Raw genomic sequence first — 26498 nt, 5'->3', positions numbered from 1 at the left:
AATAATGTCGCTGGCAGAAAAACGTTGTGTACCTTGTCGAGGAGGCGTGCCGACCTTGACGCGGGGAGAAATTGCACCCTACCTGGAGCAGCTTGATGATGGCTGGAAATTGTCGGATAACGCCAGCCGGATACGGTGTCAGTTCACGTTCCCCGACTTCAAGACGGCCTTGGCCTTCGTCAACCACGTGGGCCGCCTGGCAGAAGAGATGGGGCATCACCCCGAAATCTGTTTCGGCTGGGGGTATGCTGACGTCGAGATCTGGACCCATAAGATAGGCGGGCTGCACGAAAACGACTTTGTGCTGGCGGCGAGAATAGACTGTTTGCCGGAGGTGTGACACCGCGAGAGTACTTGTTGGTCGCCGGCTCAGGAATATGAACGGTTTTCGGGAGGCGGCAAGACGCGCTGTTCTCTCTACGTACGGCCGTACCGGTCTTCCAGGCGCTCGATATCGTCTTCGTCCAATGGTTCGCCTGACTGCACCTCCAGAATTAACAGAGGTGCGCTGGTCCTGTTTTGTAGCCGATGCTGTTCGCCTTGCGCAATGAAGGTGGAGGCGTTGGCGCTCAAGTCGAAACACTGATCGCCCCGAGTAATGTGTGCCGTGCCCGCGAGTACGATCCAGTGCTCGGCCCGGTGCCGGTGGCGCTGCAGGGACAGGGACTCGCCGGGCTTGATGCTCAGTGTCTTGACCTTGAAGCCGGGCCCCTGAGTCAGTGTCTCGTGCCACCCCCAGGGGCGGTAGACACGAGGGTGCAGCTTCAGCTCGCTGCGCTGTTGTTTGGCAAGACGCTGCAGCAGGGGGGTGAAGGCATCCATCTGGTCGCGATGGGCCAGCAGCAAGGCATCCGGTGTGTCGACAACCAGCAATCGTTCCAGTCCGATACCCGTAATCAGGCGGTGTTCGCCAAATACGGCGGTGTCCCGGCAGTCTTCCAGCAGGGTGTCGCCAAGGGCAAGACATCCCTGCTCATCTGTCCTGTCGTTGTTCAGAGTGATCAGCGCTTCCCAGCTGCCGAGGTCCTGCCAGTCGACTTCCAGACGGGTGCAATGACGCATGGGTTCGTGCTCCAGGACGGCATAATCGATAGAAACTGACGGCGACCGACGGAAGGCATCGGGCTGAATGCGGATAAAATCCAGATCACGCTGTTTCTGCTGCCAGGCCAGGCTGCAGGCGTTGAACAGTTCCGGTTGTCGTTGTGACAGCGCAGCCAGCCAGGTATCGGCCCGACACAGCAGCAGACCACTGTTCCACAAGGCGCCAGAGGCGATTAGTTGCGCGGCGGTGGCAGTATCCGGCTTTTCCACAAAGCGCTCCACTAGCCCTCCGGGGTGCGCAAGGATATAGCCGTAGCCGCTGTGGGGGTGACTGGGAGGAAGGCCGAATACGCAGAAATGCCCGGTATGGGCGGCTGTTTCCGCCTGCTTGATGGCCTGAAGCAAGGCATCGATGGGGGTGATGCGCTGATCGGCCGGCAGCACCAGCAACAGTTCGTCATCATTCCCCCGTTCAACGCAGGCCAGTGCCGCCAGTGTCAAAGATGCTGCTGTGTTGCGGCCTTCTGGCTCTAGAATGATTCGGCCTTCCAGCCCGCTTTCCTGCAGCTGTTGAGCAAGCAGGAAACGGTGTTCCTCCTGCCCCACCAGTAAGGCTGGTTGCCTGCACAGATCAGCCGCTCTGTGCAGGCATTGTTGCAACAGCGAATCCTGTCCGTTCAGGGCCAAAAACTGCTTGGGGTAGTGCTGACGGGATAGGGGCCAAAGGCGGCTGCCGGTACCACCGGCCAGAATCACGGCTTGCATCTTGTTGCTCGTATCAATGCTGGGAATGCCAATTGTACTCCAGAATCAGTCGGCTACGGGTGAGAGAGGGGATCGGGGTCTGATAACATGCGCCTAATCCTTCATGTATATCTGTTGTGGACCGAAAACGATGACGCTGCAAACTCTGCTTCCCGTGCTGTTGACCTCTGGTCTGGTGGCTCTTGTCGTCTGGGTGCTGACGCGCTGGCAGGCGTCCGGTGAACGGCAACGGCTGTTGATCGCGAACGAGCAGCTGCAGCGGCAGGCCGAACAGTTGCAGGATGAGGCCGATATGCTGCGTGACCAGACTCTGTCGTTGCAACAGGAACAGAGTCGGTTACAGGTGGAGCAGGGCCGGTTGCAGACTCGAGCGGAAGAGCGCGATCAGGCGCTGCAGCAGTATCGGGACTGGTGGCAGCAGGAGCAGCGGCGCCATCAGCAGTTGCAGACGGAATATCAGCAGCTGCAGGCCGAGCACAGTGCGCTGACCTCTCGCCGGGAGCAGCAGGAGCTGCACTTTCGTGAACAGCTGAGGCAGTTGGAGCAGAGCCGAGAATTGCTGAAGCAGGAATTCGAGCAATTGGCCGGCGAGATTTTGGAGCGCAAGGGCAAGGCTTTCACCGCAATGAGCGAGCAAAGCCTGAACCAGCTGCTCAACCCGATTCAGCATGAAATGAAAGGGTTTCGTGAAAAGGTGGAGCATATCCATCTGCGTGAGACCGAGCAGCGCGTGCAGCTGCGTACCGAGTTGCAACAGTTGCAGCAACTGAACCAGGCCATCACTCATCAGGCGGAAAAACTGACAACGGCGCTGCAGGGGCAGAAAAAAGTGCAGGGCAACTGGGGCGAGTTGATGCTTGAAAATGTGCTGGATAATGCCGGTCTGCGGTTGGGGCAGGACTACCGGCGTGAAGTCAGCATCAATACCGAAGAGGGACGCCAGCGGCCTGATGCGATTGTCTATCTGCCCGGCAACAAGCACCTGATCATTGATGCCAAAACCTCGTTGGCGGCTTATACCCGTTATGTGAATGCCGAGCAGGACAGTGAACGGCAGCGGGCGTTGCGGGAACATGCACGAGCCGTGTCCGATCGCATCAAAGAGCTGGCCGAGCGCCGCTATGACAGGTTGCCGGGGCTGAATTCACCGGAAATCGTGATCATGTTTGTCCCGATCGAATCCGCTTATGTCGAAGCGTTGAAGGCAGACGAAACTTTGTACCAGCGTGCACTGGAACAGAATGTCTTGGTGGCGACACCGACCACGTTGTTGACCAGCTTGAACATCGTGCGTCAGTTATGGCGCTTTGAGGATCAGAGCCGGCACACCGCCGAGCTGGCTGATCGGGCGGAGAAATTCTACTCCAAACTCAACAGCTTCCTGACCAGTATGCAGGATGTGGGCAAAAAACTGGACGGCGCCCGGGCGAGCTATGACCGCGCCTTTGGTCAGCTGTATACCGGTCGTGGCAATCTGATCAAGCAGGCCGCCGAGTTCAAGGAGTTGGGTGTATCTGTACAGAAGGAGCTGCCTGCCGAGCTGGTGGACAAGGCGAAACTGGAACTGGATACGGGTATATGAAATGAGTGCCGGTTATGACGGGTGACGTGTTTGCCGTGGTCGAACTCAGGTAGTATGGCGCTTTGATTTTTCAGCGGCCAAAGGAGACGGGAATTGAAATTTTTTCGAGCGATCAGCGCATTGGAAGGGCTTTCGTATCTACTGATTCTGAGTGTGACACTGGGCATTATCAGTCGTGAGTTTGTGTCCATGCTTGGAATGGCACACGGTATTTTGTTCATTGTGTATCTGGTGCTGTCGCTGCAGGCATCACATAAAAGAGGTTGGTCCGTCACCGTATGGTCACTGGTCTTTTTGGCTTCCCTGGTGCCGTTTGCATTTATTGCCGTCGAGTCTTTTCTGCGCAAAGAGTCAGACAGCATCGAAGCTGAAGCGCCGGCAGGTGCGGCGCAGTGAATGCTTTTGTCTGACAGCGGCGTTATAGGCGCCCCATCCTGGCTGGATGGGGCATTGCATGCGGCGGGTGCAGGCAGGAGCTGCCTTGACAGGGATGATTCGAGATGGAAGAAAACAGGTTTTTCAAGCTGGTATGGCGCTTTAACGGCTTGGTTATAATGATAGCCGGGTTGCTGGCCGTCATGACGTTACTGTTTGTGGCTTACCAGGTGTTTAACGAGCTTACAAAAGAGCGTGCCGTCCATAACATTGTAAATGTTGATGAAGGTGCCGATGCTGAAGACATTTTGCGGCTGGGATATTTCGAACAACCGAACAGTGACAAGGTGCTGATGATCCCTGTGCAGGTTGATCAATCCTATGACCAGGACTACTTCAGCAAATCAGCTACTTCTACTCGTAATTACTTGTTTGTTAATACGGAAAGCGGTGAGAAAAAGTGGCTCTTCAAGCATGCGAATTACCTGATAGCGAGTGCTCGCAAGGTCAGGTTGAGTGATGATGCGGCGGATGAATCTGCCGTCGCGATCGTGTACCAGGTGGTTAAAGAGGACTCGGATCAGGATGGTCGCCTGTCTGCTAGCGATCTGTCGGTTATCGCCATTACAGCCCCGGATGGCAGTGACTATCAGGAAGTTGTAGAAGGTGTCGAATTTATGACAGATCATGCTTTGATGGGTACGCAAGACCTGTTTCTGATCTATCGCAAGGCTGGTGTGCTGTACTCGTTACTGTTCGATCTGGAACAGCGTGAGATCAGAGAAAGCCAGAAGCTTCCCGCAATGGCGGGATAGTTGGTAAAGCTAACCGTTTTTAACGAGACCTCTTGGCACCTATGATGCCCCGCGAAACATTGAAGTATCTGAACGGGTATAGCCTGCAACTCCGGGAACAGGCGCTGGAACTTCTGGATCGGGAACGATCAGGCCCCTGGCTATTGCAGAAATACCCGAAGGCCCACCAGTGGGCGTCGGAAAAGGCTCTGTACGGCTATGCTCGGGATATCAAGGATCGCTACATGCGCAGTTCGGCTCCCGTGAGCAAGGTTGTTTATGATGACAGGCTGCATGTCATCAAGAATGCTTTGGGCTTGCACACTTATGTGACACGGGCTCAGGGCGGCAGGTTGAAGTCCAAGAACGAAATTCGCATATCGTCCCTGTTCAGAAGGGTACCGGAGCCGTTTCTGAGAATGATTCTGGTACATGAATTGGCTCACTTGCGGGAGAAGGAACACGGCAAGGCGTTTTATCAACTGTGCTGCCATATGGAGCAGAATTATCACCAACTGGAATTCGAGCTGCGTCTGTACCTGTGTCATCGAGACCGTTTTGGCGATCTTTGGTAAAGCCTGTTACAGATCCTGGGTGTTGGAGCAAGTGCATGGAATTAATAAAACTGATGGTGTTCTTGCCGGCGTGCTTCGCGCTGAACATGACGCCGGGCCCGAACAATCTGCTGGCCATGAATAATGCGCGCTGTTACGGCTTCAGGCCGGCGCTGGTAGCGGGATTGGGGCGCCTTGCCGCCTTCTCGGGGATGATTGTGCTCGCCGCCTCCGGATTGGCGGTTGTACTGCATACCTCTGAAATCCTGTTTCTTGCCATTAAAATATTCGGAGCTGTCTATCTTTTCTGGATTGCATTCAATCTGTGGCGGTCGGACACTACCCCGGTCTCGGATGTCGAGCGGAACAGCAGTCAGTCCGGGCTGGCAAAACAGGAGTTTGCCCTGGCGGCGGGTAATCCGAAGGCAATTCTGATCTTTACTGCCTTTTTACCCCAGTTTGTTGATGTTAATGCCAATATACAGGCCCAGTTTCTGGTACTTGGCAGCGTGTTTCTGCTGCTTGAAATGCTGGCCATCAGTATCTATGCGTCCTTTGGGCTCTACCTGAGGCACTGGTTCTCCAGGCCCCGCATGGCCCGGCGTTTCAATCGTGGGTGTGCGGCTTTTCTGGCCTTTTCGGGGGGCAGTCTGCTGTTTGGTCGACAATAGGAGCGGTAGGCCCTATTAGTCTCGCCGGTTAGAAAACCGTGCTATCGGCCGGGGTTGGAGCGGCAGGGTTGCTTTGCGGTGACACTAGAACTTAGTATGAGACGTGGAACCCTTTTCAGGAGAGTGGTGGCCGTCGGTCGTTTGGGCGGCTTGGGCTCGTTGGAGCCGATTGACGTTGGGAGTGATATTCCTCGATGCGTTCCATTATATTGTGTGTTCTCATAGCAGCCGTTTTTATTGGTCCGAATGTGGCCAGGGGTAGTGACAGCCTTTCGGTGAATGACGCGACGTCCAGCGCCGAGGTGGCCAACAACTTTTCATATATGATTGAAGGTATTTTAAGTTACTCCCGCTGGCCCGATGGAATCACCCCCTCAAAAGCGTGCGTTGTCGGAAGCGGAACGTATAAGGGACTCCTGTTCAATAATGAAGCCATTTCTCATGAGTGGGGTTACTACGACGATGTCGGTAGCCTGAGCCCTGATCGCTGTGACATTTTATATATTGGGGTGATTGATAGAGAGTCATATACACTTCTGCTATCGAAATTCATTGGCTTGCCGGTTTTAACAATCAGCGAAAATGATCCTGAATGTGACGCAGGAAGTTTGATTTGCCTCAACATGGACGAAAGCAGGATCAGATTTCGCGTCAATCTGGATGCGGTAGCGCGCAGTGGTATTCGTATACATCCGCAGGTACTCAAGCTTGGTAGAGAGTTAGAGGCGGCGAGATGAAAGACGTTATGGCTCGAAGCCCTCGCAAGGTTGTTACGCTTCGCGGCCTGATGCGCAAGGCGCAGGTGCGCAGCAATATCGTGGGCCTTATTACGTCCGGGATCATACTGACGGTTCTGGGGCTTTTTACATTGGTGAACCTGGCGGACCACAACCAGAAGCTGGTGAGCCGCGTTTTGTCCTACACGCTTGAAGCAGCGGTGGTGTTCAAGGATCGCGAGGCAATCGGAGAAGGCATCGATCTTATTGCGAAGACGGAGAAACTGTCGGGCGTTGTTGTTCTGGATGAACATGGAAAGGTGCTGTATGAATGGGAAAGTGCCGACCAGTCCCGGTGGGCAAGGCTCGAGAAAAAAATTCTGGGATTGATGCTTGATCAGCCTAATATTGTGTCCATGCATCATAATGGAAAGCCGGTTGGTGAGCTGAAAATATATACGGATGGAAGCATCTTCCTCGTATTTATGTTGTGTGGTTTCTTGGCTGTTCTGATGAGTCTTGTTATCAGTACAATAGGGGCCAATATAGAAGGTGGTCGTATCCACGGATTTATATACAAATCGGTTAAGGATCTTGCCAATATTGCTCGAAAGATCGCGCGTGAGCGATCTTTCGAGCTGAGAGCTCCGCTTTCTTCTATTCATGAAATCAGAGAGCTTGCAGAGGATCTTAATATCCTGCTGGATGAGATCGAAACCTGGGAAGGTCACTTGAAGCAGGAAAACGACACGCTGAGTTTCAAGGCCCGTCATGATGCTCTAACAGGTATTCTGAACAAGGAAAGCTTTGATAAGATTTTATCCAACCAGATTGAATTTTCGCGAGAAAAAGGCATCCGTTTTGCCTTGCTTTATATTGATGGCTATCGATTCAAATCCATCAATGATGTTTTCGGTCATGCGGCAGGAGATGAGGTGCTGGTCACAATTGCCAAGCGGCTGGGAGCTTTGATTCGAGATCAGGACCACTTGGCACGTCTGGGGGGGGATGAGTTTGCTATCCTGATTCGCCCGCTCAGAAACGACCGGGATATTGAAGTGGTAGTGGAAAAAATAGTGGGTTGTATGGAAGAGCCGATTACGCTGGACAGCGGGGAAACAATAAGCTTCTCGTTGACTATAGGCGCATCCATCTTTCCCTATCACGGGGAAAACAAGAAAGATTTGTTACATTCGGCCGATGAGGCAATGTATAAGGCAAAAAGAAGTGAAAAGACATTCCATATTAATGGCTTTTCGGGCTGAGGGAGTAAGGCTGTGAAAAAAATACTCGTACTGCTGTTAACGCTGATGTTGGCAGCCTGTCAGATGTTTCCTTCGGGGCGCTTGAATTCCGAGCAGGTCGCGGTTTTGAAAAAACACGGCTTCAGTATTTCGGAGGCCGGCTGGGAGTTTGGATTGGCGGCCAAGGTATTGTTTGAGTTTGATTCGGACATTATCACGCCGGGCAGTCGTGACAAGATTGAAGATATTACCCGTGATTTTCTGGAGGTTGGCATCAGCGGTTTGACGCTGGAAGGCCACACCGATAAATCGGGCGACCCGGACTACAACCTGCAGCTGTCGGAGCGGCGTGCCGCTGCCGTGGCGGATGTCATGATCGGTAATGGCATGCCCAGAGAAAACGTGATTGTGCTGGGGCTGGGGGATCGCAAGCCGGTGGCTTCAAACAGTACGCTGGATGGGCGTATGCAGAACCGACGAGTCACCATTATTGTCGCCAACTAGTTCAATCTGCGACAGTGACACCACATGCGGTTTTCAAGCGCGTGTGGTGTGGGCTCGAAGTCAGCGGCCGGTGGCTTCCCTGACTCGGTTGGCTTTGCGGCGATTGAGCAGATCCTTGGCGCTGACCAGAAAGATGCCGGCCAGTACCAAGACTCCACCGCCGATAAAGTTGGCTGTCAGGACCTCATCGAGAATCACTACGCCGAACAGAACGCCGATCAGCGGTGTAATGAACACGAAGGTTGCCATGCGAGAGGCCAGATAGCGCTTGAGCAGCCAGAACCAGGTCAGATAGCTTGCCAACGCGATCAATGTCGCCTGAAAGAGCATGTTGATCGTTGTTTCCGGTGTCCAGTGCATGGCACCGTGTCCCGTCATGAATGCGGTTCCAATGAGCAGAATCGACGCCGCGGCCATTTGGTAAAGCAGGGTCTTGACGGCAGATGCTTCAGACAGCCTGGAACCACGAATCACCACGGTGGTAAGCCCCCAGGTTGCGCCGGCCGCCAGTGCGAACAGGTCGCCCGACAGGCTGGTTCCGGCAGTACCCTCAGGCCCCAGAAAGGCGATGCAGACTCCGACAAAGGCCAGGCCGATGCCGAGCCATTGCAGGTGGCTCAGGCGTTCATCGGGATGAACGAAATGCATGCCCAGTGCCGTGAAGATAGGGGAAGTGTAGAGGAAAACCACCATGTGTGAGGCGCTGGTGCGAGCCAGTCCTTCCCCTACGAACAGGAACTCGACGGCGAACATCAAGCCGACCAGCAGGCCCGACTTCAGGGTTCCGTCACTGAACAGTTTCAAGCCTTCGCTGCGTAAAGTCAGGAGCAGCAGCACAAGAGTGGCAAACGCCGAACGCAGGCCGATCTGCAATGTCGGAGCGATGTCATTGGCTGCCAGTTTGATGGCGATTTGTTGAAATCCCCATCCGAAACAGAGCATTAAAAGCAGGCTGACGGCCAGGAAATCAAGGTGACGTCGTTGGGCGCTCATGGGCACTCCTGGAGGGTCTGTCGATAAATGTAATCAAGACTACATTTTATTGGGTGCAATTGCAGCCGGTCTGCGGAAAAGTTGTGCATCGCAGAGTGAAAAATGCTTTGAGCTGATCGAAGCCCGCACTGACCGGGGGCGTTATCTGGAGCCGACATCGGTGATTGATGTGCAGGAACTGCTGCCGATTGCGGTTTGACACTCATCCATCAACTGCCTTGCCAGCGTTTCTATGGCTGCCTCAACCTCCGGTGAAATGTGTTCGTCCGGGCAGAAGGTAGAGGGCGGCGTAACACCGATGCCGATCAGGTGCAGGCGGGCCGGCAGCCTGTTCAGGCGGAGGGCCAGTGCCAGTGTCTGGGCCAGCCCGAAGGCATGACTGGAGCAGAGATTCAGGTGCGCCAGCTGGCTTGGTTGCAGTGCCAACAGAGTGCCGGGCGGATGGTTTCTATCGTGCATGGCATCGATCAGGGTGACTTGGGCGTGGCCTTGCATCCGCTCGATCAGTTCCACACCCGGCCGGTCCAGGCTCAGTAGCCGTACGCAGGGCGGCAGTTTCATCCGCTGTAGCCGTTCAATCACTTCCCAGCCGGCCCGGTCATCGCCGAAGGGCGAGCCGATCCCGATAATCATGTGCTGCTGTTCAGGTGTCGGACAAACACTCATGTTTCCACCTTTTTCAGCGTCAGAAAGTGGGTGGAGCAGGAGATACAGGGATCGTAGTTGCGAATCACTTGCTCAGCCCTGAGTTTCAGGACATCCTCGCCATTATCCAACCCCATCGTGGTCAGTGAGTGATGCAGGTCGGCTTCGATACGGGCCTGGTTCTGGCTGGTGGGCGGTACGATGCGTGCCGCACGGATCAGCCCTTTCTCGTCCAGCTCGTAACGGTGCCATAGCAGTCCACGTGGGGCTTCGCTCATGCCGTAGCCGATGCCGGGCTCAAGTGGCAGGGCTGTGTAGGGAGACTTCGGGTACGTGTAATCATTCAGCAGTTGAATCGCTTCGTGCAGTACCAGTTCGATCTCCAGCGCACGGGCGATCAAACTGTGGAACATGTTGCAGGAAGGCAGCTCCAGGCCGATTTCGCCCAGTCGGGTCAGTAAGAAATCGGGCAGCTGGGGGTGATTGATATTCAGGCGTGCCAAGGGCCCGGTCAGATAGGGCTGACCATCAAGATCGGACCAGAGTGCGGTGGAGTCCGGCTTGTGGGTTTCATGAAAATGCTGTTCGAACTGGTTGGCGCTGAGGTTCAATCCTGTGCTGGTACGGATCTCGCCGCTTTCTATGGCATAACGGTCTGGGTGATGCAGAGCGACGCAGATGAATGTCTGGGGATCGTCCGGCAATGGCAGGCTGGCGCAAAATCGAGTCAGGTCGCCAGCATCCTGTTGGGCGGCTTTCAGCCTGTCGGCCAGCGCGGTGACCTCATCGGGAGCCGGTGCATGGTGAAAGCCACCGAGGCGGGCGCCGACCGGGTGGACCGAACGACCGCCGAACAGGCGGACCAGAGCGTTGCCCAGCCCCTGCAGCTTCAGGCCGCGCTTGACCATGTTCGGGTGCCGTTCTGCCATGGCGATGGCATTTTCGAAGCCGAGAAAATCCGGCAGTGCAAGCAGATGGATGTGCAGGGCATGGCTTTGCAGCCACTCGCCACAATAGAAGGCGCGTCGCATCGAGCGCACCCAGGGTGAGGCCATCTGCCGTGACATGGATTCCAGTGCGTTGAGTGCACTGATCTGGTAGGCCACCGGGCAGATGCCGCAGATGCGGGCGACAATATCGACTACCTCCTCGGCTTCGCGTCCCTCCAGGAACTTCTCGAAATAACGAGGAGGCTCGAAAATCGACAGGCCCAGTTCGATCAGCTGGTCCTGTCTGACTTCCAGTCTGAGCGAGCCTTCACCTTCCACGCGGGTCAGAGCCGGAACATCAATGCGAATGCGGCGGCTAGTCATCCGGATCACTCGCTGCCGAGCGGTGAAAGACGCGCCCGGTTTGCAGGAACGGGGGAGCCTGGGAATTGATCAGCCAAAAGCGGCGGGCGATGGCATCGGGCAGCAGGCCCAGACCGGAAAAGCGCCGGGCCAGGGTGGCTGTCTGCGCCGTTTCGCTGGGACTATAGCAGCCGTAACAGTCGCGGCCGAAGCGCGGGCAGAGAGCACCACAGCCGGTGCGTGTTACTGGCCCCATGCAGGGGATACCTTGGGTGACCATGACGCAAACTGCCTGCTGGCGTTTGCACTCCAGACAAACCCGGTCGCGATCATCTACCGGTGCTACGCCGAACAGCAGTGCCCGTATCGCCGCCAGTATCTGGGTGCTGCTGACCGGGCAGCCCCAGAGTTCCAGGTCTACCCGGACCTCGGCGGCAATCGGGCGTACTTCCTTCAGCGTCCGGATAAACTCGGGGCGAGCATAGATGGCGTCGCGCCACTCATCATGGTTGCCATCCAGGTTGCGCAGCGCCTGTAGTCCACCGCTGGTGGCGCAGGCTCCGATGGACACCAGGTAGCGGCTATTGGCGCGTACCTGACGGATGCGCGTCAGCTCGTCGGGTGTCGACAGACTACCCTCGACGAAAGCAATGTCCACGTCGGCGCTGGCGTCGTTCATGCCCGCTTCAAGGAAATGCAGGATGTCGACCTGTTCGTTCAGTTGCAGCAGCGTTTCGCCCAGGTTGAGAAAAGCGAGCTGGCAGCCGTCGCAGGAGCTGAACTTGTGTACTGCAACTCTGGGCCTGGTCATCAGACACCCTCCAGGCCCAGGCGGTCACGCAGCCGCGGGTATGGCATCACCGGGCCGTCACGGCAGATGAAATCGGCACCGAACTGGCAGTGGCCGCAGTGGCCACTGGCGCACTGCATGTTGCGTTCCATACTGAGCCAGATCGCTTCGGCGGGTACCTGACGGAGGATCAGTTGTTCGGCGCTGGCTTGCATCATCGGTTCGGGACCGCAACAGCAGACCAGAGTCTGCCCTGGCTGGAGCGGCAGGAGTTTGATCAGTTCGGTGACCCGACCGCTATACCAGGGCCAGCCGGGAGCGGCCACATCGGCGGCCATTAGCACCGTGGTGTCGGGCTGCTGCGCCCAGAATTCGTAGCGATTGCGCCAGAGCAGATCGGCAGAGTGCTTGACGCCCTGAATGATATGGATATGGCCGTAGTGGGACCGGTTGGCAAAGGCATGCTCAATGATAGAGACCGCCGGCGCGCAACCCAGCCCACCGGTGACTACACACAGGTCCTGTCCTTTGGCTTTCTGCAGTGGCCAGCCGGTGCCGAAAGGACCACGCAAACCGATCCGATCACCGGGTTTCAATGCGGCCAGAGCGCCGCTGATGCGCCCTACGCGACGGATGGCATGTTCCAGGACCGGCTGTCCATGCTTATCCTTGCCGATCGCCTTGAACGAGATCGGGATCTCGCCCACGCCAAAGCGGTATAGCATATTGAACTGGCCGGGCTGGATGCCGAGGCGCCACTCCTGATGGGGGTCGGTCAGGCGCAGCTGCAGGGTGAAGATGTCTTCGGTTTCCTGCACCCGGTCCAGAATCAGGGCTTCGGTAGGCAGGGCCGGGTTACATGTCAATGACGGTTGTGGGTAGCGGACAGGTGCAGTCATAAGCGGCTCCCGGTAACGGACACTTTATACGTTAGGACGTGTCTGAGCCGGGGGCAAGTGGAGGAGGTGAAAGCGGTCGACCCCGTTATCACGGGGCCGACTTCAAGAGCGAGAAGGGGAGCCCGCTCTGAGCGGGTGTCAGAGGGCCGCGAGGTAGATGGCCGCAACCTCGTCGTCGGTCAGCTTGCGCGGGTTGGTCAGTGCACAAACATCCTTCTGAGCGTTGCCGACCATGGTCGGAATGTCTTCTTCCTTCACGCCCAGTTCGCTCAGGCTCTGCGGAATGCCCACGTCGTGAGACAGTTCCTCGATGGCATCGATGGCCATGTAGGCAGCATCGCGTTCGGACAGGCCTTCGGTGACTTCACCCAGAGCGACGGCGATATCGGCGAAGCGTTCGGTACGAGCCATCAGGTTGACACGGCAGACATGGGGCAGCAGCAGTGCGTTGCAGACGCCGTGAGGCAAGTTGTAAAAGCCGCCCAGCTGGTGAGACATGGCATGAACATGGCCCAAACTGGCGTTATTGAACGCCATGCCGGCCAGGTATTCTGCATAGGCCATCTTGTCGCGCGCTTCCATATCGTCACCGCGGGCAACCGCTTTGCGCAGGTATTGGCCAATCAGGCTGATGGCCTGCAGGGCGCAGGCATCCGTGATCGGGGTTGCGGCGGTTGAAACATAGGCTTCAACGGCGTGGGTCAACGCATCCATACCGGTTGCAGCGGTCAGAGACGGCGGCATGTCAACCATCAGTTCCGGGTCGTTGATGGCCACATCAGGGGTGACGCGCCAGTCGACAATGGCCATTTTTACGTGGTTGGAGCTGTTGGTGATGATGGTGAAGCGGGTCATTTCGCTGGCGGTGCCAGCGGTAGTGTTAATGGCGATATAGGGGGGCAGGGCCTGGGTCAGCTGATCCAGTCCTTCATAATCCTGGATATTACCGCCATTGGTGGCCAGTATGCCGATCCCCTTGCAGCAGTCGTGAGCACTGCCACCGCCCAGAGAAATCAACATGTCGCAACCTTCGCTGCGGTAGATGGCTATGCCTTCTTCCACATTATGATCGGTCGGGTTGGGAACCGTCCCGTCATACACCGCACAGGGAATGTCGGCCTCTTCCAGCAGCTTGACGATGCGGGCGGTGTAACCGAGCTGAGTCATGCCGCCGTCAGCTACCAGCAGCGGCTTTTTGCCGTTTAGCATCTGTACACGTTCAGCCAGCGAGGAGAGACAGCCAGCACCCATCAGGGACACATTGGGGACGAAAAACGCTTCAATAGCCATGGTCACTTTCCTTGGTTGCGGTCGATGCACAGGTGCATCAATCCAGTTCAGATTACGACTTCAGAGTACGCCGATAGTTGCACGGGTACAGGGGGCGGTACCCTGAAATGCCAAGCATAAGAGTGTTGTATGACAGGGATCAGTATTTGTTGTGTCGATTGCTGTTCAGCGGGCTACGGCTCATCGGGATCGGCGTCACTCAGCCGGGACAAAACCTGCAGGGGGTCAATACCGACCGGACACCAGCTGATGCAGCGTCCGCAACCGGTACAGCCGCTGCGGCCATATTGTTCCACCCAGCTACCGAATTTATGTGTGAGCCACTGGCGGTAGCGTGTGCGGATATCCGGGCGGATATGGCGGCCATGAATATAGCTGTGCCCCTCGCTGAAGCAGGAGTCCCATTGCCGCTGATGACTGGAGGTCTGCCCGTTTAAGTCGGGTGCTTCACTGGTACTGAAGCAAAAACAGCTGGGGCACACCGAGGTGCAGTTGCCGCAGCCAAGACAGGCATCGGCTACTTCATCCCAGGCCGGATGCCGGCCTTGCTGGATCAGTTGAGCGGGCTCGAATGAGGGTAGTCGGCGCAGCTGTCGACAAGCTGCCCGGTGTTGATGTCGGGCCTGTCGCCGTTGCGCGGGGGCAGTGATATCGAGGGGCAGAGCTTTCAGAATGGCCTGGCCTCGCGCTCCCTGCGCGCGTACCAGAAAGCCATCGTCCAGCTCGGTCAGGGCCAGTTCATAGCCGATTGTGGCTTTGGGACCATCTCCGGTGCTGGCACAAAAACAGGTCTCGGCGGGGTGTGAGCAGTCGACGGCGATCAGCAGCAGGGATTGTCGGCGCGGTTGATAATAGGGGTCATCCCGAAAATGTTGGTCTTGCAGGGCAAGTGCCGCGAGATCACAGCCGCGAACGCCCAGAATGGCGAGGGCAGGCGGAGAAACAGGGACTTCCTCAAAGCTGAGTGTACCATCATCATTTTCATGTGAGCGCCACAGGGTTTCTCGTGGCGCAAAGGTCAGAGGCTTCAAGGCCTGAGGGCCGTTGGCCCAGCTGAATTGACGTGGGCTGTCGGTTGCAATCAGGCGGTAGCGGCCGGGTTGCTGTTGCTGCCGGATACCGGTGGGCAGTTGTCGGCAGTGCTGAAGAGGGCGATACAGCAGCGCCCCTTCGATTACTTGGGGAGCGATCACGTCATAGCCTTGAGCCTTGAGCACGGCGAGCAGGTCGGGCAGGCGTGACCGAGGCAGGAAGTCCGCAGCGGGCATGAGCATCTCCACCGAGTGTTTTCCTTTACGTTAGGCAAGGGGAGGGAAACGCGCAAGCTCGGCTGCTTCGTGGGCGATCATGATACGGTTACGACCTGCGGCCTTGGCCCGATACATGGCCTGATCGGCGACACGAATTAGGCTGTCGGCATTGTGAGCGTGCTGCGGGTAGGCTGCCAGTCCGATGGATACGGTCAATTCGGGCAGGGGGGTGCCGCTGTGGGTACGCAGGCTGAGCGAGCGGATGCCCTGTAGCAGGTCAGTGGCGCGCTCCTGGGCGTGAAACAGGCTGGCTTCCGGCAGTGCGAGAATGATTTCCTCACCGCCGAAACGACAGGCGATGTCACTTTCTCGGATCTGCTGGAGGATAAAGGCTGCAATGCCTTGCAATGCCAAGTCACCGGCTTCATGGCCAAAGTGATCATTGATCTGCTTGAAATGGTCGATATCGATCAGCATCAGTCCCAGTGAGCGCCCATGGCGATCACTGCGTGCCAGTTCATGACCCAGCCAGTTGTGCAGGTAGCGGCGGTTATACAGTCCGGTCAAGGGATCATGGCTGGCCTCCTCGATCAGCTGCTCTCTGAGGTGCAGATTGGTCAGAGCCAGGGACAGGTGTTCCGACAATATCTGCAGTACAGAGCTGACCAGGCTATCGTGACGGGGGGACGGGCCCAGCAGTATGACTCCCAGCAGGTTGTTGCCTGATCTCAGGGGCAGTACCTGGTGGATATTGCGGATGCCATCCGGGTCATACAGGGCCGGCAGTCCCCAGCGATCGGGGCTGGTCGGCAGTTCGATACTGGTCGCATGTTCGTCGCCCATCAGGGCAAAGCGTCCCCAGTGGGTCAGAATGTTGAGTCGCCGATCCTGGGTCACACGACACAGGACACCTTCCAGGCGTGGCAGTTGGCGTGGCAGGTATTCCGTCAGGGCAGCAATGATGTCCTGTGCTGAGCGGGCCGCGTGCAGGCGTGCATCCAGTTCGGCCATCAGGTTGAGCATTTGGTAGCGTGCCTGCAGTTCGATCTGGATATTTTTGCGCTCCTGGATTTCGGCGTTGAGTTGGCGATTACTGCGAGTCAGCAACTGGTTGGAGAGAGTGAGACGCCGGGACCAGTAACGGAACAGGTAAATGCCGAACAGGGACATGGCGACCAGCAGGGTCAACAGCACAGTCATCAGAGCGTCGACGGACTCCTGCACCATCAGGGCAATGGGCTGCCAGATGTGAGCGTCGCGACTGAAGGCCGCCGTTTTTATGGCATCCTTGGTCAGGCTGGCACTGCACCAGGTAAACAGCATGGCGGTTGCCACCAGCGTGGCGGCGATGCCCAGCGTCATGTTCAGACCTTCTCTGCCTGGAGGGTGACCCGACCATAATCGACTGTCCTGTTGCCAGTGGCTGATATAGGGAGAGGCCAGTAACAGGATCGGCAAAACCACGGCGACGTTCTGGAGCCAAAAACCGAGCCACCAGCCTTCCCAGACGTTGTAGAGGCTTGAAATATCGGCGTGGGTGGCATGACTCCAGATGAAGGCACCAACGGAACTCAAAACGGCGGCGGCAAAACTGATCAGAATAAACAGAGCCAGATTGGTCGGTTTGCGAAACTGGGTCGCGTGAGGCTGTGCTCTGTAAATCATGGCGATCAGGGCCAGTCCAAGGGGGTCCGAGCAGGCAAAAAACAGGGCCCATTCGTATGGCATGCCGTAGTGGGTGGCGAGGATGAAGGTGGAAAGCCAGGCCGGAATGGCAGCCCACCAGAAGCCGAACCAGATCAGCCAGAACATGGACAGGATCAGGGGTGGGTAAAGGGTGATATTAAGCGTATGGGAGCCCAGAGAAAACGTCAGGGCGCTCCACTCGTATTCAATGGTGGCAAGGCCCAGTAACACGGATATCAGAGCGCTTGCGATCCACAGCAGCAGGATTCGGTTGCGTAGTCTCGGGTTGCGCCCGCCGAGCAGCAGTCCGGGTTCCAGGCGTCGAGGCAGGCGGGAAACCCGAGGGGCATACTGGTTTGTCATGTTAACCGCTCATGTAAAGTGCGGGGGGCCTCCTTATGTATAGTGAAAACTGAACACTTTATCACCTGTTTCAGATATGAAAATGTTTCCTTTTGGCAACTCTGATCAGTTTTGTATCGATTTAAGGGGGAGGTATACGCGGGCGGGCCTGATATCAGCAGGGTAAAGCATGGGACGTGGTGGGCGGGCTCTCGACCTGCGGATGATCGGGGCATCCGCAGGTTGAAGTTGTATTCAGTGTTGCTGTAGCTGATGAATAAAGCGTTCCTGTAATTCACCGAACTGCCAGGCGAACGGCAGGGTCAGCCATTCAAGCTCCAATGCCTGAAGGGCCGCCGGTGTGGGTTCGCTGTCCTGTTGCGCCAGTGCCTGATTGAGGCGTTCCATCTGATATTCCATACGCAGGGCTTCGTCACTCTCCGGGGACGGGACTCCCAGCAGGATTTCCAGGCGAATGCAGAGTTCGCGAGCCTGACGTTCGGACAACAGCAGTTGTTGCTCGATGCTGCGTGCGCCGGAACTGATCAGCCGGATGGCTTCCAGACGTTGGCCGATACGCTCGCGCCAGTCTTCGCCGGGGGATGGTCCGGTGATTGCCTCGGTCAGCAGGGTTGACAGGGTGTCACTGTTGTCGCCGGTTGCCAATTCTTCTTCGGCTTGCTCGGCCAGCAGGGACAAGCGCTGCAGGGCCTTGACAGCGGTTGAGGGGAGGGGCTGGCGTGCCTGTTCTTCGGCTTGTTGACGCTCCTGTCGTGCCAGGGACTTGCGCTCTTCTTTGAGGCGGTCAAAGATGCGGTCGCACTCTTCCCTGAAGGCTTGCCAGAGTGCCCGCTCGCGACTTCTGAACGTGGCACCGATGGCCTTCCAGCGTTTCTGTAATTGTTTGGCTTCATCGGCCGCCAGAATGATGTCTTCGGCTTCGGCCAATTCTCCGGCCCGGGCAATCAGTGCTTCCTTGGCGGTGGCACAGGTCTGACGATAATCCTTGATCTGCTGGTCCAGCTGGCGCAGCAGGGTGTTGAAAGTCTGTTGCAGCGGCTTGCCGGGAGCACGGTCTACGGGCGTGTAGCGGCGCCACTCTTCACGTGCGGCGCGGCTGATGGCGTCGACGGCAGACCAGTCGGCCTGACTCCAGTCCATCTGCTGGAGGTAGTGACTTAATTGGTCACAGATCTGTCGCCGCTGGGTCAGGTTGAACTCGCGTTGCTGGCGCTGAGCCTGGAACCAGGCCTGACATGGGGCGTATGCCTGCTCGCCGGCTTCCTGGAAGCGTTTCCAGAGGCGCTGAGAATGGACCGAGTCGGTTGCGTCAACCTGCTTCCACTCCTGCTGCAGGGCTCTGACCTGGTCGGCCAATTCCTGCGGCGGGCGCTCAACACCGATCAGGGCTTCCATTCGTTCGCACAGGGATTCTTTTTTACCGCTGGCGGCAAAGCCCTGCCAGTCGTGTAATTCGGCCAGACGAGCGCTGAGCTGTCGGAAGTGATTGTCCAGAGGCTCGGGTAACATCCGGTTGAGTTTGTCCAGGCGCTTGCCAAGAGACTGGTGCAGTTGGTTGGCAGTGGAAAGATTACCGGCATCCAGCACCTGTTCCAGCTGGTTCAGAGCATGGCGAACATCCTCTTCCTGCTGACGAGCTTCCTGACTGAGTGCACTCTGCTGCTGTTTCAGTATTGTCAGCTGCGCGTGTAGTTGTTGCAGACGCTCCGGTTGTGGCTCTCGAGCAGGCCAGGCGAGAGTGTCGAGCAGTTGGCGCACCTTGCGCAGATGTGAGGTCGGTGATGCTTCAGGCTGTAGCAGAGCCTGAATCCGCTCGTCGTTGTCGTGCAGGCGGGTCAGGGCTGTGGACAGTGTTTCGGCACGCTGGGTCAGCCGTTGCCAGTGCTGCCGTTGTTCTATTGGCAGCTGCGCAGCCAGAGGCTGCCACTGGTTTTTAAGCTCAACGTGACGGTCAGCCAGAGAGTCCAGTGGCTGCTCGAGGCAGGCTTCCAGTTCTGCCAACAGGGTGCGGGCCTGTTGCTCGCGTGCCTGCTGTTCTTCCTGCTGGCGTGCCTGTTCTGCTTCAGCACTGGCCTGTAGGGCCAGGCGCTGATCGATGTCATGCTTGAGGCGTGTAAAGTGCTGCTCGTCGGTAATTTCGGAGGCGGGCAGTTGCTGCCATTCCTGATAAAGCGCCTGCGCCCGGGCCTGTAGAAACTGGGTATCTTCGGTCGTGGACAGTTGCTGCAACTGGGTCAGCAATTGCTGGCGTCGTTGTTGCGTTTCGGTCTCCAGGCGATGAGCTTCACGCAAGCTGTTGAGCTTGTCACGACTGATGCGGTGGACGGTCTTGTCTCGTCCTCGGGTCGCGCGCTGAAGCTGCTCCAGCAGCTCGGCGTCTTGGATTCGCTGTACGGCTTCCTTGCGGATACTGGCCAGCCGGGCGTGCTGGGCAATCTGCAGCAGTATGCTCTCATCGTGGATACTGTCCAGAGAACGGGTTTCCAGGCGCGCATTGTTGGCGTTGATGATGATCTGCGTGCGTGCAGATTCGTCGCTGATCAGCTCCAGCAATTGGCACAGCTGGTTCGGGTCCTCGTTGCCGTTGAGGCATTCGCTGACTCGGATGCCGGCTTGATTGCGTACTTCAGCATCGTCTGACTGTTGCAGGACAAGAAGCAGGGAGGCGGTATCGCTCAAGCGACAAACGGCCTGCGTACGTACCTGACGGCTACTGTCATTCAAGGCCAATTGGCACAAAATGCCGGCCTGCTCAGGGTGATCCGGACGCAGCTTGTTGACTGCGGAAGCTCGTACTTCCGGATTGGAATGACGCCACTTGGGCTTGAACAGGTTTGCAAACATCAGTCACCACTACCAGAAGAGAGTCCCGCTGCCCGCCATGCAAGAATACCGGGCGGGCCGTTATTCTACCGGTCAGGGCCGTGCAAGGGAAAGCCTTGACAGACGCTGAATAGCGTCAAAGCCAAGGGGACAGCCACGAAAACGTGCGTAAATTCAGTAATCAGGCGGTGTTTTGGAGCCTTTTTGGCCGTTGCCGTCAGGGCGGTCGTGCCGGGAGTCCGGGCGGGCCCAATGTCAGGCAGTCAGGTGTTTCCCCGCCGGCCGAAGTGTCCCCGAGCGCTTGGCAATGCGCCCATTCAGGTGGGGATCAGCTCTACATCGCCATCGGTATAGACCCATCGACCCTGTTCTCGTTCAAAACGGGAACGCTCATGCAGAATGGCACTCCCCTCAGGGCTGTCGAACCGGGCCTTGAATTCGACCACTCCGGTGGCATCGTCGGTTGTGCCGGCCTCGGTGGCAAGGATTTCCAGTCCGGTCCAGGTGGTTACTTGAGTCTGCTCGGTCAGCAGGATAGCGTCATCGGGGCTGCGCTTGCGCGCTGCTGTTGTCGTGATCAGGTAGTCAATGGCACCCAGAGCAAAGGCGGTGTAGCGTGAGCGCATTAATGCTTCTGCGGTGGTGGCCGGAGCACACCCTGAAAGAGCCGGCTCGCAGCAGGCCTGAAAGGGCTTGCCCGTACCGCAGGGGCAGTGCGTGTTCAAATCCTGGTTGTCGTTCAGCATGTGGATGATCCATGGGAGGTGAAGTGTTAACCTGACGGGTTTGAAGCGATCTAACCATTCCCCTTACAAAAAGTCGAGACAGAGAGTTGATGGTGGGCAAGCAGAACGAAACCTTTTACTGGCATGATTACGAAACGACGGGAATCGATCCGGCCCGGGATCGACCGCTGCAGTTTGCCGGTATTCGTACCGATGCCGATTTCAATATTATCGGCGAGCCTCTGATGCTCTATTGCCGTCCATCGGAAGATGTTCTGCCCCACCCGCAAGCCTGTCTTGTTACCGGTATTACGCCACAGGCAGCGTTGCAGGACGGCGTTTGTGAAGCGGACTTCATTGCCCGCATTCATGCAGAGCTGGCGACTCCGGGGACCTGCGGGGTGGGGTACAACAGTCTGCGCTTTGATGACGAGATAACTCGCTATACCCTGTACCGCAATTTCCATGACCCCTATGCACGCGAGTGGCAAAACGGCTGTTCGCGTTGGGATATCATCGACATGCTGCGGCTGACCCGTGCCCTGCGTCCCGAGGGCATTGTCTGGCCCGAGTATGAAGACGGCAGTCCCAGTCTGCGTCTGGAAGATCTGACACGGGCCAACGGTCTTGATCATGGTCAGGCACACGATGCACTGTCTGATGTGTACGCCACCATTGCTGTGGCGCGATTGATCAAGGAGCGTCAACCCAAACTGTTCGAGTTTGTGTTGCGCAATCGGGGCAAGCGGGCGGTGCAGGCTCAGTTGGATGTGGCACGCATGAAGCCGGTGCTGCACGTGTCGTCACGATATCCGGCGGAGTGGGGGAATGCTGCCATCGTAGCGCCGCTGGCACAGCATCCAAGTAACCGCAACAGCACATTGGTTTGGGATCTGCGAGAAGATCCGACCCCCCTGTTTGAACTTGACGTGCCCCAGTTGCGGGAGCTGATGTATACCCGACATGACGAGCGGGCTGCTGATGCGCCTCGCATCGCACTCAAGCAGGTTTTGGCAAACAAGTGTCCGATCATCGCTCCGGCGGGTATGTTGACCAAGGTTGAGGCGGATCGCCTGGCAATCGATGGCGACACCTGTCGTCGACATTTGCAGATGTTGCGTAATGAAACTGGAGTTGCAGCCAAAGTGGCCGATATATTCAATGACGGCGGTTTCAAGTCGGATGGTGACCCGGACCATATGCTGTATAGCGGCGGCTTTTTCTCGGATCATGACAGGGCTCTGATGGAGCAGGTGCGTCAGGCGGAGCCCGCTGCACTGGTGGAGCTTGACCTGCCGTTCCAGGACGTACGCCTGGAAGAGATGCTGCTGCGTTATAAGGCCCGTAACTTCGAGTACACGCTGGACGAAGACGAAGCTCAGCGCTGGGAGGAGTACCGCAGCCGCAAGTTGTTGCAGGGAGAGGGGGGCTGTTACAGTTTGCCTCAGCTGTTCCAGGATTTGAACGCTCTGGCCGGGAACCCGGAGCTGCCGGATCGCGACCGACACATATTGGAGGAACTGGCACTCTATGCCGAGTCGATCTACCCAGGAGAATATTTCTAGCGCGTGTTGCCAGGCCCTGGTCGGTCTTCTGGGACTGTCCCTGAGTACCGCCCTGATGGCGGTGGAGTTGATTCCCTATGCCGTTACCGGCGTGGATCGCTTCTCGTCGGGGCGAGCACATGGCCGCGAGCTGTATCAGGACTGGCACCGTGGTGATCGGGACTGGGAGCCCCTGAGGGAGGTCGCGTTTGCCGATTATCAGCGGGTACCGCCTTCCGTGCAGGTGGTTTACCCGTCTCCGGAGCCTGAGGTGCAGCGGGTCGTGGTGCGTCCCGAACCGGTCGTTGCACTGTTTGGAGAAGACAAGGTTTTTGACCGGATCCGGCTGGATCTGGATATTCAGCGCTGTGTTTTCCAGAATATCTGTACTGAAGAGGTCAAGGCGCTGCCCGGCATGTATCTGGGCGATCGACAGCCCGGCGACAGTGGCTGGCAGGGACGGGCGGATGAACCGCCCATGGCGACCGCGCCGGAGCCGGCGGCCAGGGCGCCGGGCCGGGTCTTTGTGGAAGAGCCGGTCGAGACGCCCTGATCCGCGTCAGCTCAGGGGGACACCCAGTTGATCCTGTTTCAGGGTGTCCAGTCGGGCAGCATCATCCTGTTGCGCCTGCTGTTTGACATCCTTTTCTACCGTTGCCCCGAAGTTGCGGATCAGCAACTGACGAGTCAGTAGTTTCTCCAGCATGGCACTCAGGTCCTCGCGGCTCAGGTTGCGTGTGTGTTCGCTCAGCTGGTCGCGGGTATCAAAGTTCAGGTTGCCGCGATCCAGCTCACGCCAATAGCGGCTGGTGCGCTCGTTAAGGCTGGTGTCACGCTGGTTGATGCGTGATAGCAGGCTTTGCTTATAGCGGTCCAGCTCATCATCACCCAGGGTGTTCAGTTGCGCCGACATGTCTTCCAGGAAACGGGTGTATTCGCTGGCCAGCACAAACGGGTCGGTGCCGGGAGACTGCACTATTAACGCAATTCCGGCGCGTTCGCGGACCGGCATGAAGTTGGCGAAAACGATATAACCATACTGCTTTTCCGTACGCAGGCGAGAATAGAAGGGGGTCGCGATGATCTCGCTGATCAATGCGACAGCTGCACGTGTCTGCAGTGTTTCATCCGGGCTCTGCAGGTAAAGCAGGGCGGAAGCATCCGTATGTTCGGTCAGAAAGGTGTCAATCAGCGGTTCGTTTTCCGGCAATGAGAGTACATGTGGGGGTTCGGCCAACCAGCCAAGCTGAGCCGGTTGCAGCGTGCTGCTGACCGTCTGTGCCATTCGGGTTGCCGTATCCGGGGCCAGGTTGCCATGTGCAATCAGACGCAGGCCTGCCGGTTCCAGCAGTTTGGGGTAAAAAGCCCGCAGGTCTTCAAGGGTGACTTCCTGCAGCGCGGCCAGTTTTTGTTCGCGCGTCCAGCTGCCCAGCAGGTGGGTATACAGGTGACCAAATGCTTGTGTATAAGGCTTTTCCTGGGCCGCGTTTTCCAGCTCTTCTCGCAGCTGGTCCCGAATACGGATAAAGCGTTCGGCTTCCAGCGTCGGGTGACGCATGGTATCGATGACCGTTTTCAACAGCAGCGGCTGCTTGTCGCTGAAGCCGCCGAGCTTGAAGCTCAGACCTTGCAAGTGGGGGTACAGGCTGACACTCAGCCCGGCCAATGCCGCGTCGTACAGCGGTTCGTTGAGTTGGTCCAGAACCATGCGGGTGTACAGTTGGGCCAGCAGCGTGCTCTGGGCCGACTGGCTGGCAACCGGTGACAGCAGGCTGAAATAGAAATCGGCTTTGGGACGTTTGAACTCACTGTCGGGCAGGTACCAGAGCACTGATCCCGGCTGCGACCAGATGGCCTTGGGATGCGGATGAGGTTCGGTTTCCACCAAGGTTAACTGTTCAGCGATGAACGGGTTGTGCTGACGTACGTGCAGGCGTTCATCGATGCTGGGGTTCTGCCAGCGCTCCAGGCGCTGCTCATTAATTGGCTGGATCGCATAGGCGGTCTGGTAGCGAGGCTCCACCTCGTTGGTGTACAGCTCCTGTCCTTCCAGAGTCAGCAACAGGTTGTCTGGCCGCATGGCATCCAGGTAGCGCTGTACCAGGTCGGCATCAAAAGCACCGAAGTGATAGTCGGCGTTCAACAGGTTGGCGACCGGGTAATGCGGCAGGGCTTGAGCCAGTCTCATCACTTCATGCACGGGATCGCCAGGCATGCGGAATTGAAATTGAACGTTGGCCAGCTGACGTTCTTCGTCAAAGAGCTCTGCCTTGATGCCGGAGCGGCGCAGGGTTTCAATAAATGCAAAGGTATCGTTGGTCACCTGGTCGATAGCCTGCCAGCCGGCTTCGGTCAGCTCCATTTGAATTTGGAACATGGACTGTTTGGGCAGGCTCATGGCGGGAGAGGATGACAGGCTGCGTACCCAGCCCTTCTGCTTGAGCAGTGACAGCAGGCTGCCCTTGCCTTCATAGCCGATCAGGCTGCTCAGGTAGTACAGGGGCTTTTGCTGCCAGTGCTCACGGATGGGCGGTAGCGGAAAACTCAGACTCAGTACCCGGGTTTCACGCAGCGTTTCGATATGCAGCTGTGCCGGCAGGCGGCCTTCAACGAACAGGGGGGCTTGATCCACGTATTCGCTGGCATTGCGATTTTGTACCGGTGCAAAGGTTTGACGGACCAGGGTTTCCAGTTGATCCGTCGACTGGGGGCCAATAACCGCCAGTGTCATCAAGTTGGCGGAATAGTAGCGTTCGTAAAAGCGAATCAGCTCTTCGCGGATGGAGGTGTCGTCGGCATTGGACAGGGTGTCCAGGCTGCCGACGGCGAAGTGGCTGTAATGATGCTCGGGGTTAAAAGCCTGCTTCAGGGCCTCGAAACTGCGGCGGCCATCGTCTCTCAGCTTGGCCTGATATTCGGAGTGTACGGCATGGCGCTCACGGTCAACGTACTCGGGGGTCAGCAGCGGGGCAATGAAAAACTGTCCGAAACGGTCTATGGCTTCAGGCAGGGCGCTGGCCTTTACGTCGAAGAAATAGTTGGTGTTCTCGTAAGCGGTAAACGCATTGTGCGTCCCGCCGTGTGAACTGATGAATTGCTGGTAGCTGTCGGCCTGCGGATACTTTTGGGTGCCGAGGAACAGCATGTGCTCCAGAAAGTGGGCCAGGCCGGGGCGGTTAACCGGATTGGCGTTGGAGCCCACCTGCACATTCATAGACACCGCGGCCTTGTCGGCGTGAGGGTCGGATACGACGACCGCTCGCAGCCCGTTGTCCAGCTGCAGATAACGATACTCACGGGTATCCAAAGGGCCTTTGATAATCTCGGCCCGTAATGGCGTGGCCATCCAGAACAGCAGAAAAAGCATGAAAGCCGACGAGCGGTGTAGACGGAGCATATTTCCTCACTTGTTGTTGTGCGCTATCCAGAACTAGATGGGACTGTTAAGGCTGCACTCAGTTCCATCGTACCTGTCGAGAGGGGCGATTCTGTTTGTCATGGGTGCAGAGGGCGCAGACAGTCGATACAATCAGCCAGAGTTTACAGGATAGGAAACTGACGGATGAACCGTGAAAAGGTAATCTTTGCATTTTTCATAGTATTGGCGCTGACACTAAACTTCGGTTTTGTGCTGGGGGACTTGGATAACCCCGATCATCACGATGTCTATGAGCTTTTTGCGGCGCTGGTCGTTAGTCTGGTATGTACTGTGCTCAAGTTTGGCGACCGAACCCACCTGGGGGCTTTGATGCTGGCTACCAGTCTGGTCGCGGATGTGCAGTTGATCATCGCGGCGGCCTTTTGGGGCTATGGCGAACAGATCGCGGCCATGGGCATGACGCCAAGGGTCATGGCCGGTGTGGTGTCCTTTGCTGCCGGTGCGGCGGTCGCCAATCTCATTTCGGTTGTTCTGCTGGTCGTTGAAACTGCGCTGATACGGCGTTAAACG

24 protein-coding genes are annotated in these 26498 nt (G+C 57.2%); 12 read left to right on the top strand and 12 right to left on the bottom strand.

Features of this window, described 5'->3' with window-relative positions:
- Positions 1–4 precede the first annotated feature (4 nt).
- Complete coding sequence (locus H1S06_RS08610; RefSeq protein WP_181739199.1) at positions 5–340, top strand: 4a-hydroxytetrahydrobiopterin dehydratase; 336 nt, start codon at positions 5–7, stop codon at positions 338–340.
- A gap of 77 nt (positions 341–417) precedes the next feature.
- Here H1S06_RS08610 and H1S06_RS08605 read toward each other — a convergent pair whose 3' ends face one another.
- Positions 418–1809, bottom strand: coding sequence for a mannose-1-phosphate guanylyltransferase/mannose-6-phosphate isomerase (locus H1S06_RS08605; RefSeq protein WP_181739197.1), 1392 nt, complete (start codon positions 1807–1809; stop codon positions 418–420).
- Positions 1810–1939: 130 nt separating this feature from the next.
- Here H1S06_RS08605 and rmuC point away from each other — a divergent pair, with 130 nt between their 5' ends.
- From rmuC to H1S06_RS08565, 8 genes are all read left to right on the top strand, one after another.
- Positions 1940–3391 (top strand): DNA recombination protein RmuC, encoded by a 1452-nt coding sequence (gene rmuC, locus H1S06_RS08600; RefSeq protein ID WP_181739195.1) that lies wholly within the window; start codon positions 1940–1942, stop codon positions 3389–3391.
- Positions 3392–3484: 93 nt separating this feature from the next.
- Positions 3485–3787 carry a DUF3817 domain-containing protein gene (locus H1S06_RS08595; protein ID WP_181739193.1) on the top strand — a complete coding sequence of 101 codons (303 nt, stop codon included), beginning with the start codon at positions 3485–3487 and terminating at the stop codon, positions 3785–3787.
- A 104-nt stretch (positions 3788–3891) separates the two neighbouring features.
- A complete protein-coding gene (locus H1S06_RS08590) occupies positions 3892–4581 on the top strand; it encodes a hypothetical protein (RefSeq protein ID WP_181739191.1) in 690 nt (229 codons plus the stop codon).
- A 41-nt stretch (positions 4582–4622) separates the two neighbouring features.
- Entirely contained in the window at positions 4623–5135 is a 513-nt protein-coding gene (locus H1S06_RS08585; protein ID WP_181739407.1) for a YgjP-like metallopeptidase domain-containing protein, read from the top strand.
- Between the two features lie 35 nt (positions 5136–5170).
- Positions 5171–5785: a LysE family translocator gene (locus H1S06_RS08580; protein WP_181739189.1), complete on the top strand. Its 615-nt coding sequence runs from the start codon at positions 5171–5173 to the stop codon at positions 5783–5785.
- A gap of 194 nt (positions 5786–5979) precedes the next feature.
- A complete protein-coding gene (locus tag H1S06_RS08575; RefSeq protein ID WP_181739187.1) occupies positions 5980–6522 on the top strand; it encodes a YfiR family protein in 543 nt (180 codons plus the stop codon).
- On the top strand, positions 6519–7766 hold the full coding sequence (locus tag H1S06_RS08570; protein ID WP_181739185.1) for a diguanylate cyclase domain-containing protein: 1248 nt from the start codon (positions 6519–6521) through the stop codon (positions 7764–7766). Before H1S06_RS08575 ends, H1S06_RS08570 begins: the two co-directional genes overlap by 4 nt.
- 12 nt (positions 7767–7778) lie before the next feature.
- Positions 7779–8249 (top strand): OmpA family protein, encoded by a 471-nt coding sequence (locus H1S06_RS08565; protein WP_220183818.1) that lies wholly within the window; start codon positions 7779–7781, stop codon positions 8247–8249.
- A 60-nt stretch (positions 8250–8309) separates the two neighbouring features.
- Here H1S06_RS08565 and H1S06_RS08560 read toward each other — a convergent pair whose 3' ends face one another.
- From H1S06_RS08560 to H1S06_RS08515, 10 genes are all read right to left on the bottom strand, one after another.
- Entirely contained in the window at positions 8310–9242 is a 933-nt protein-coding gene (locus H1S06_RS08560; protein WP_181739183.1) for a DMT family transporter, read from the bottom strand.
- Positions 9243–9383: 141 nt separating this feature from the next.
- A complete protein-coding gene (locus H1S06_RS08555; protein ID WP_181739181.1) occupies positions 9384–9908 on the bottom strand; it encodes a hydrogenase maturation protease in 525 nt (174 codons plus the stop codon).
- Complete coding sequence (locus tag H1S06_RS08550; RefSeq protein WP_181739179.1) at positions 9905–11200, bottom strand: Ni/Fe hydrogenase subunit alpha; 1296 nt, start codon at positions 11198–11200, stop codon at positions 9905–9907. The genes H1S06_RS08555 and H1S06_RS08550 overlap by 4 nt, the downstream gene beginning before the upstream one ends.
- Positions 11193–11990, bottom strand: coding sequence for an NADH-quinone oxidoreductase subunit B family protein (locus tag H1S06_RS08545; RefSeq protein WP_181739177.1), 798 nt, complete (start codon positions 11988–11990; stop codon positions 11193–11195). Before H1S06_RS08545 ends, H1S06_RS08550 begins: the two co-directional genes overlap by 8 nt.
- Positions 11990–12868, bottom strand: coding sequence for an FAD/NAD(P)-binding protein (locus H1S06_RS08540; RefSeq protein ID WP_181739175.1), 879 nt, complete (start codon positions 12866–12868; stop codon positions 11990–11992). The genes H1S06_RS08545 and H1S06_RS08540 overlap by 1 nt, the downstream gene beginning before the upstream one ends.
- Before the next feature lie 138 nt (positions 12869–13006).
- The gene (locus tag H1S06_RS08535) at positions 13007–14158 is read right to left on the bottom strand and encodes an iron-containing alcohol dehydrogenase (protein ID WP_181739173.1); all 1152 of its coding nucleotides are present in this window, start codon (positions 14156–14158) and stop codon (positions 13007–13009) included.
- Positions 14159–14331: 173 nt separating this feature from the next.
- Entirely contained in the window at positions 14332–15426 is a 1095-nt protein-coding gene (locus tag H1S06_RS08530; protein WP_181739171.1) for a 4Fe-4S dicluster domain-containing protein, read from the bottom strand.
- Positions 15427–15456: 30 nt separating this feature from the next.
- Positions 15457–17457 carry a GGDEF domain-containing protein gene (locus H1S06_RS08525; RefSeq protein ID WP_181739169.1) on the bottom strand — a complete coding sequence of 667 codons (2001 nt, stop codon included), beginning with the start codon at positions 17455–17457 and terminating at the stop codon, positions 15457–15459.
- 234 nt (positions 17458–17691) lie between these two features.
- Positions 17692–20301, bottom strand: a complete 2610-nt coding sequence (locus tag H1S06_RS08520; protein WP_181739167.1) for a DUF349 domain-containing protein — start codon at positions 20299–20301, stop codon at positions 17692–17694.
- Positions 20302–20597: 296 nt separating this feature from the next.
- The gene (locus tag H1S06_RS08515; protein WP_181739165.1) at positions 20598–21026 is read right to left on the bottom strand and encodes a YchJ family protein; all 429 of its coding nucleotides are present in this window, start codon (positions 21024–21026) and stop codon (positions 20598–20600) included.
- Positions 21027–21115: 89 nt separating this feature from the next.
- Here H1S06_RS08515 and sbcB point away from each other — a divergent pair, with 89 nt between their 5' ends.
- Positions 21116–22570, top strand: a complete 1455-nt coding sequence (sbcB, locus tag H1S06_RS08510) for an exodeoxyribonuclease I (protein WP_181739164.1) — start codon at positions 21116–21118, stop codon at positions 22568–22570.
- On the top strand, positions 22536–23102 hold the full coding sequence (locus H1S06_RS08505; RefSeq protein ID WP_181739162.1) for a hypothetical protein: 567 nt from the start codon (positions 22536–22538) through the stop codon (positions 23100–23102). Before sbcB ends, H1S06_RS08505 begins: the two co-directional genes overlap by 35 nt.
- A gap of 6 nt (positions 23103–23108) precedes the next feature.
- Here the strand turns inward: H1S06_RS08505 and H1S06_RS08500 are convergent, their stop codons facing one another.
- The gene (locus tag H1S06_RS08500) at positions 23109–25946 is read right to left on the bottom strand and encodes an insulinase family protein (protein WP_181739160.1); all 2838 of its coding nucleotides are present in this window, start codon (positions 25944–25946) and stop codon (positions 23109–23111) included.
- 165 nt (positions 25947–26111) lie between these two features.
- Here H1S06_RS08500 and H1S06_RS08495 point away from each other — a divergent pair, with 165 nt between their 5' ends.
- A complete protein-coding gene (locus H1S06_RS08495; protein WP_181739158.1) occupies positions 26112–26495 on the top strand; it encodes a DUF6394 family protein in 384 nt (127 codons plus the stop codon).
- Positions 26496–26498: the final 3 nt, after the last annotated feature.

Origin of the sequence: Marinobacterium marinum, assembly GCF_013868415.1 — a bacterium.
GTDB classification, from domain to species: Bacteria; Pseudomonadota; Gammaproteobacteria; order Pseudomonadales; family Balneatricaceae; genus Marinobacterium; species Marinobacterium marinum.
This window is presented reverse-complemented; position numbering and strand designations above follow the sequence as displayed.

Coding starts and splice junctions, on each gene's coding strand:
- H1S06_RS08515 (WP_181739165.1), bottom strand. CDS start 21,026: ATGCTGAACGACAACCAGGATTTGAACACGCACTGCCCCTGCGGTACG.
- H1S06_RS08590 (WP_181739191.1), top strand. CDS start 3,892: ATGGAAGAAAACAGGTTTTTCAAGCTGGTATGGCGCTTTAACGGCTTG.
- H1S06_RS08555 (WP_181739181.1), bottom strand. CDS start 9,908: ATGAGTGTTTGTCCGACACCTGAACAGCAGCACATGATTATCGGGATC.
- H1S06_RS08610 (WP_181739199.1), top strand. CDS start 5: ATGTCGCTGGCAGAAAAACGTTGTGTACCTTGTCGAGGAGGCGTGCCG.
- H1S06_RS08580 (WP_181739189.1), top strand. CDS start 5,171: ATGGAATTAATAAAACTGATGGTGTTCTTGCCGGCGTGCTTCGCGCTG.
- H1S06_RS08535 (WP_181739173.1), bottom strand. CDS start 14,158: ATGGCTATTGAAGCGTTTTTCGTCCCCAATGTGTCCCTGATGGGTGCT.
- H1S06_RS08560 (WP_181739183.1), bottom strand. CDS start 9,242: ATGAGCGCCCAACGACGTCACCTTGATTTCCTGGCCGTCAGCCTGCTT.
- H1S06_RS08525 (WP_181739169.1), bottom strand. CDS start 17,457: ATGACAAACCAGTATGCCCCTCGGGTTTCCCGCCTGCCTCGACGCCTG.
- H1S06_RS08520 (WP_181739167.1), bottom strand. CDS start 20,301: ATGTTTGCAAACCTGTTCAAGCCCAAGTGGCGTCATTCCAATCCGGAA.
- sbcB (WP_181739164.1), top strand. CDS start 21,116: ATGGTGGGCAAGCAGAACGAAACCTTTTACTGGCATGATTACGAAACG.
- H1S06_RS08545 (WP_181739177.1), bottom strand. CDS start 11,990: ATGACCAGGCCCAGAGTTGCAGTACACAAGTTCAGCTCCTGCGACGGC.
- H1S06_RS08570 (WP_181739185.1), top strand. CDS start 6,519: ATGAAAGACGTTATGGCTCGAAGCCCTCGCAAGGTTGTTACGCTTCGC.
- rmuC (WP_181739195.1), top strand. CDS start 1,940: ATGACGCTGCAAACTCTGCTTCCCGTGCTGTTGACCTCTGGTCTGGTG.
- H1S06_RS08530 (WP_181739171.1), bottom strand. CDS start 15,426: ATGCCCGCTGCGGACTTCCTGCCTCGGTCACGCCTGCCCGACCTGCTC.
- H1S06_RS08605 (WP_181739197.1), bottom strand. CDS start 1,809: ATGCAAGCCGTGATTCTGGCCGGTGGTACCGGCAGCCGCCTTTGGCCC.
- H1S06_RS08550 (WP_181739179.1), bottom strand. CDS start 11,200: ATGACTAGCCGCCGCATTCGCATTGATGTTCCGGCTCTGACCCGCGTG.
- H1S06_RS08500 (WP_181739160.1), bottom strand. CDS start 25,946: ATGCTCCGTCTACACCGCTCGTCGGCTTTCATGCTTTTTCTGCTGTTC.
- H1S06_RS08585 (WP_181739407.1), top strand. CDS start 4,623: ATGATGCCCCGCGAAACATTGAAGTATCTGAACGGGTATAGCCTGCAA.
- H1S06_RS08495 (WP_181739158.1), top strand. CDS start 26,112: ATGAACCGTGAAAAGGTAATCTTTGCATTTTTCATAGTATTGGCGCTG.
- H1S06_RS08540 (WP_181739175.1), bottom strand. CDS start 12,868: ATGACTGCACCTGTCCGCTACCCACAACCGTCATTGACATGTAACCCG.
- H1S06_RS08575 (WP_181739187.1), top strand. CDS start 5,980: ATGCGTTCCATTATATTGTGTGTTCTCATAGCAGCCGTTTTTATTGGT.
- H1S06_RS08505 (WP_181739162.1), top strand. CDS start 22,536: ATGCCGAGTCGATCTACCCAGGAGAATATTTCTAGCGCGTGTTGCCAG.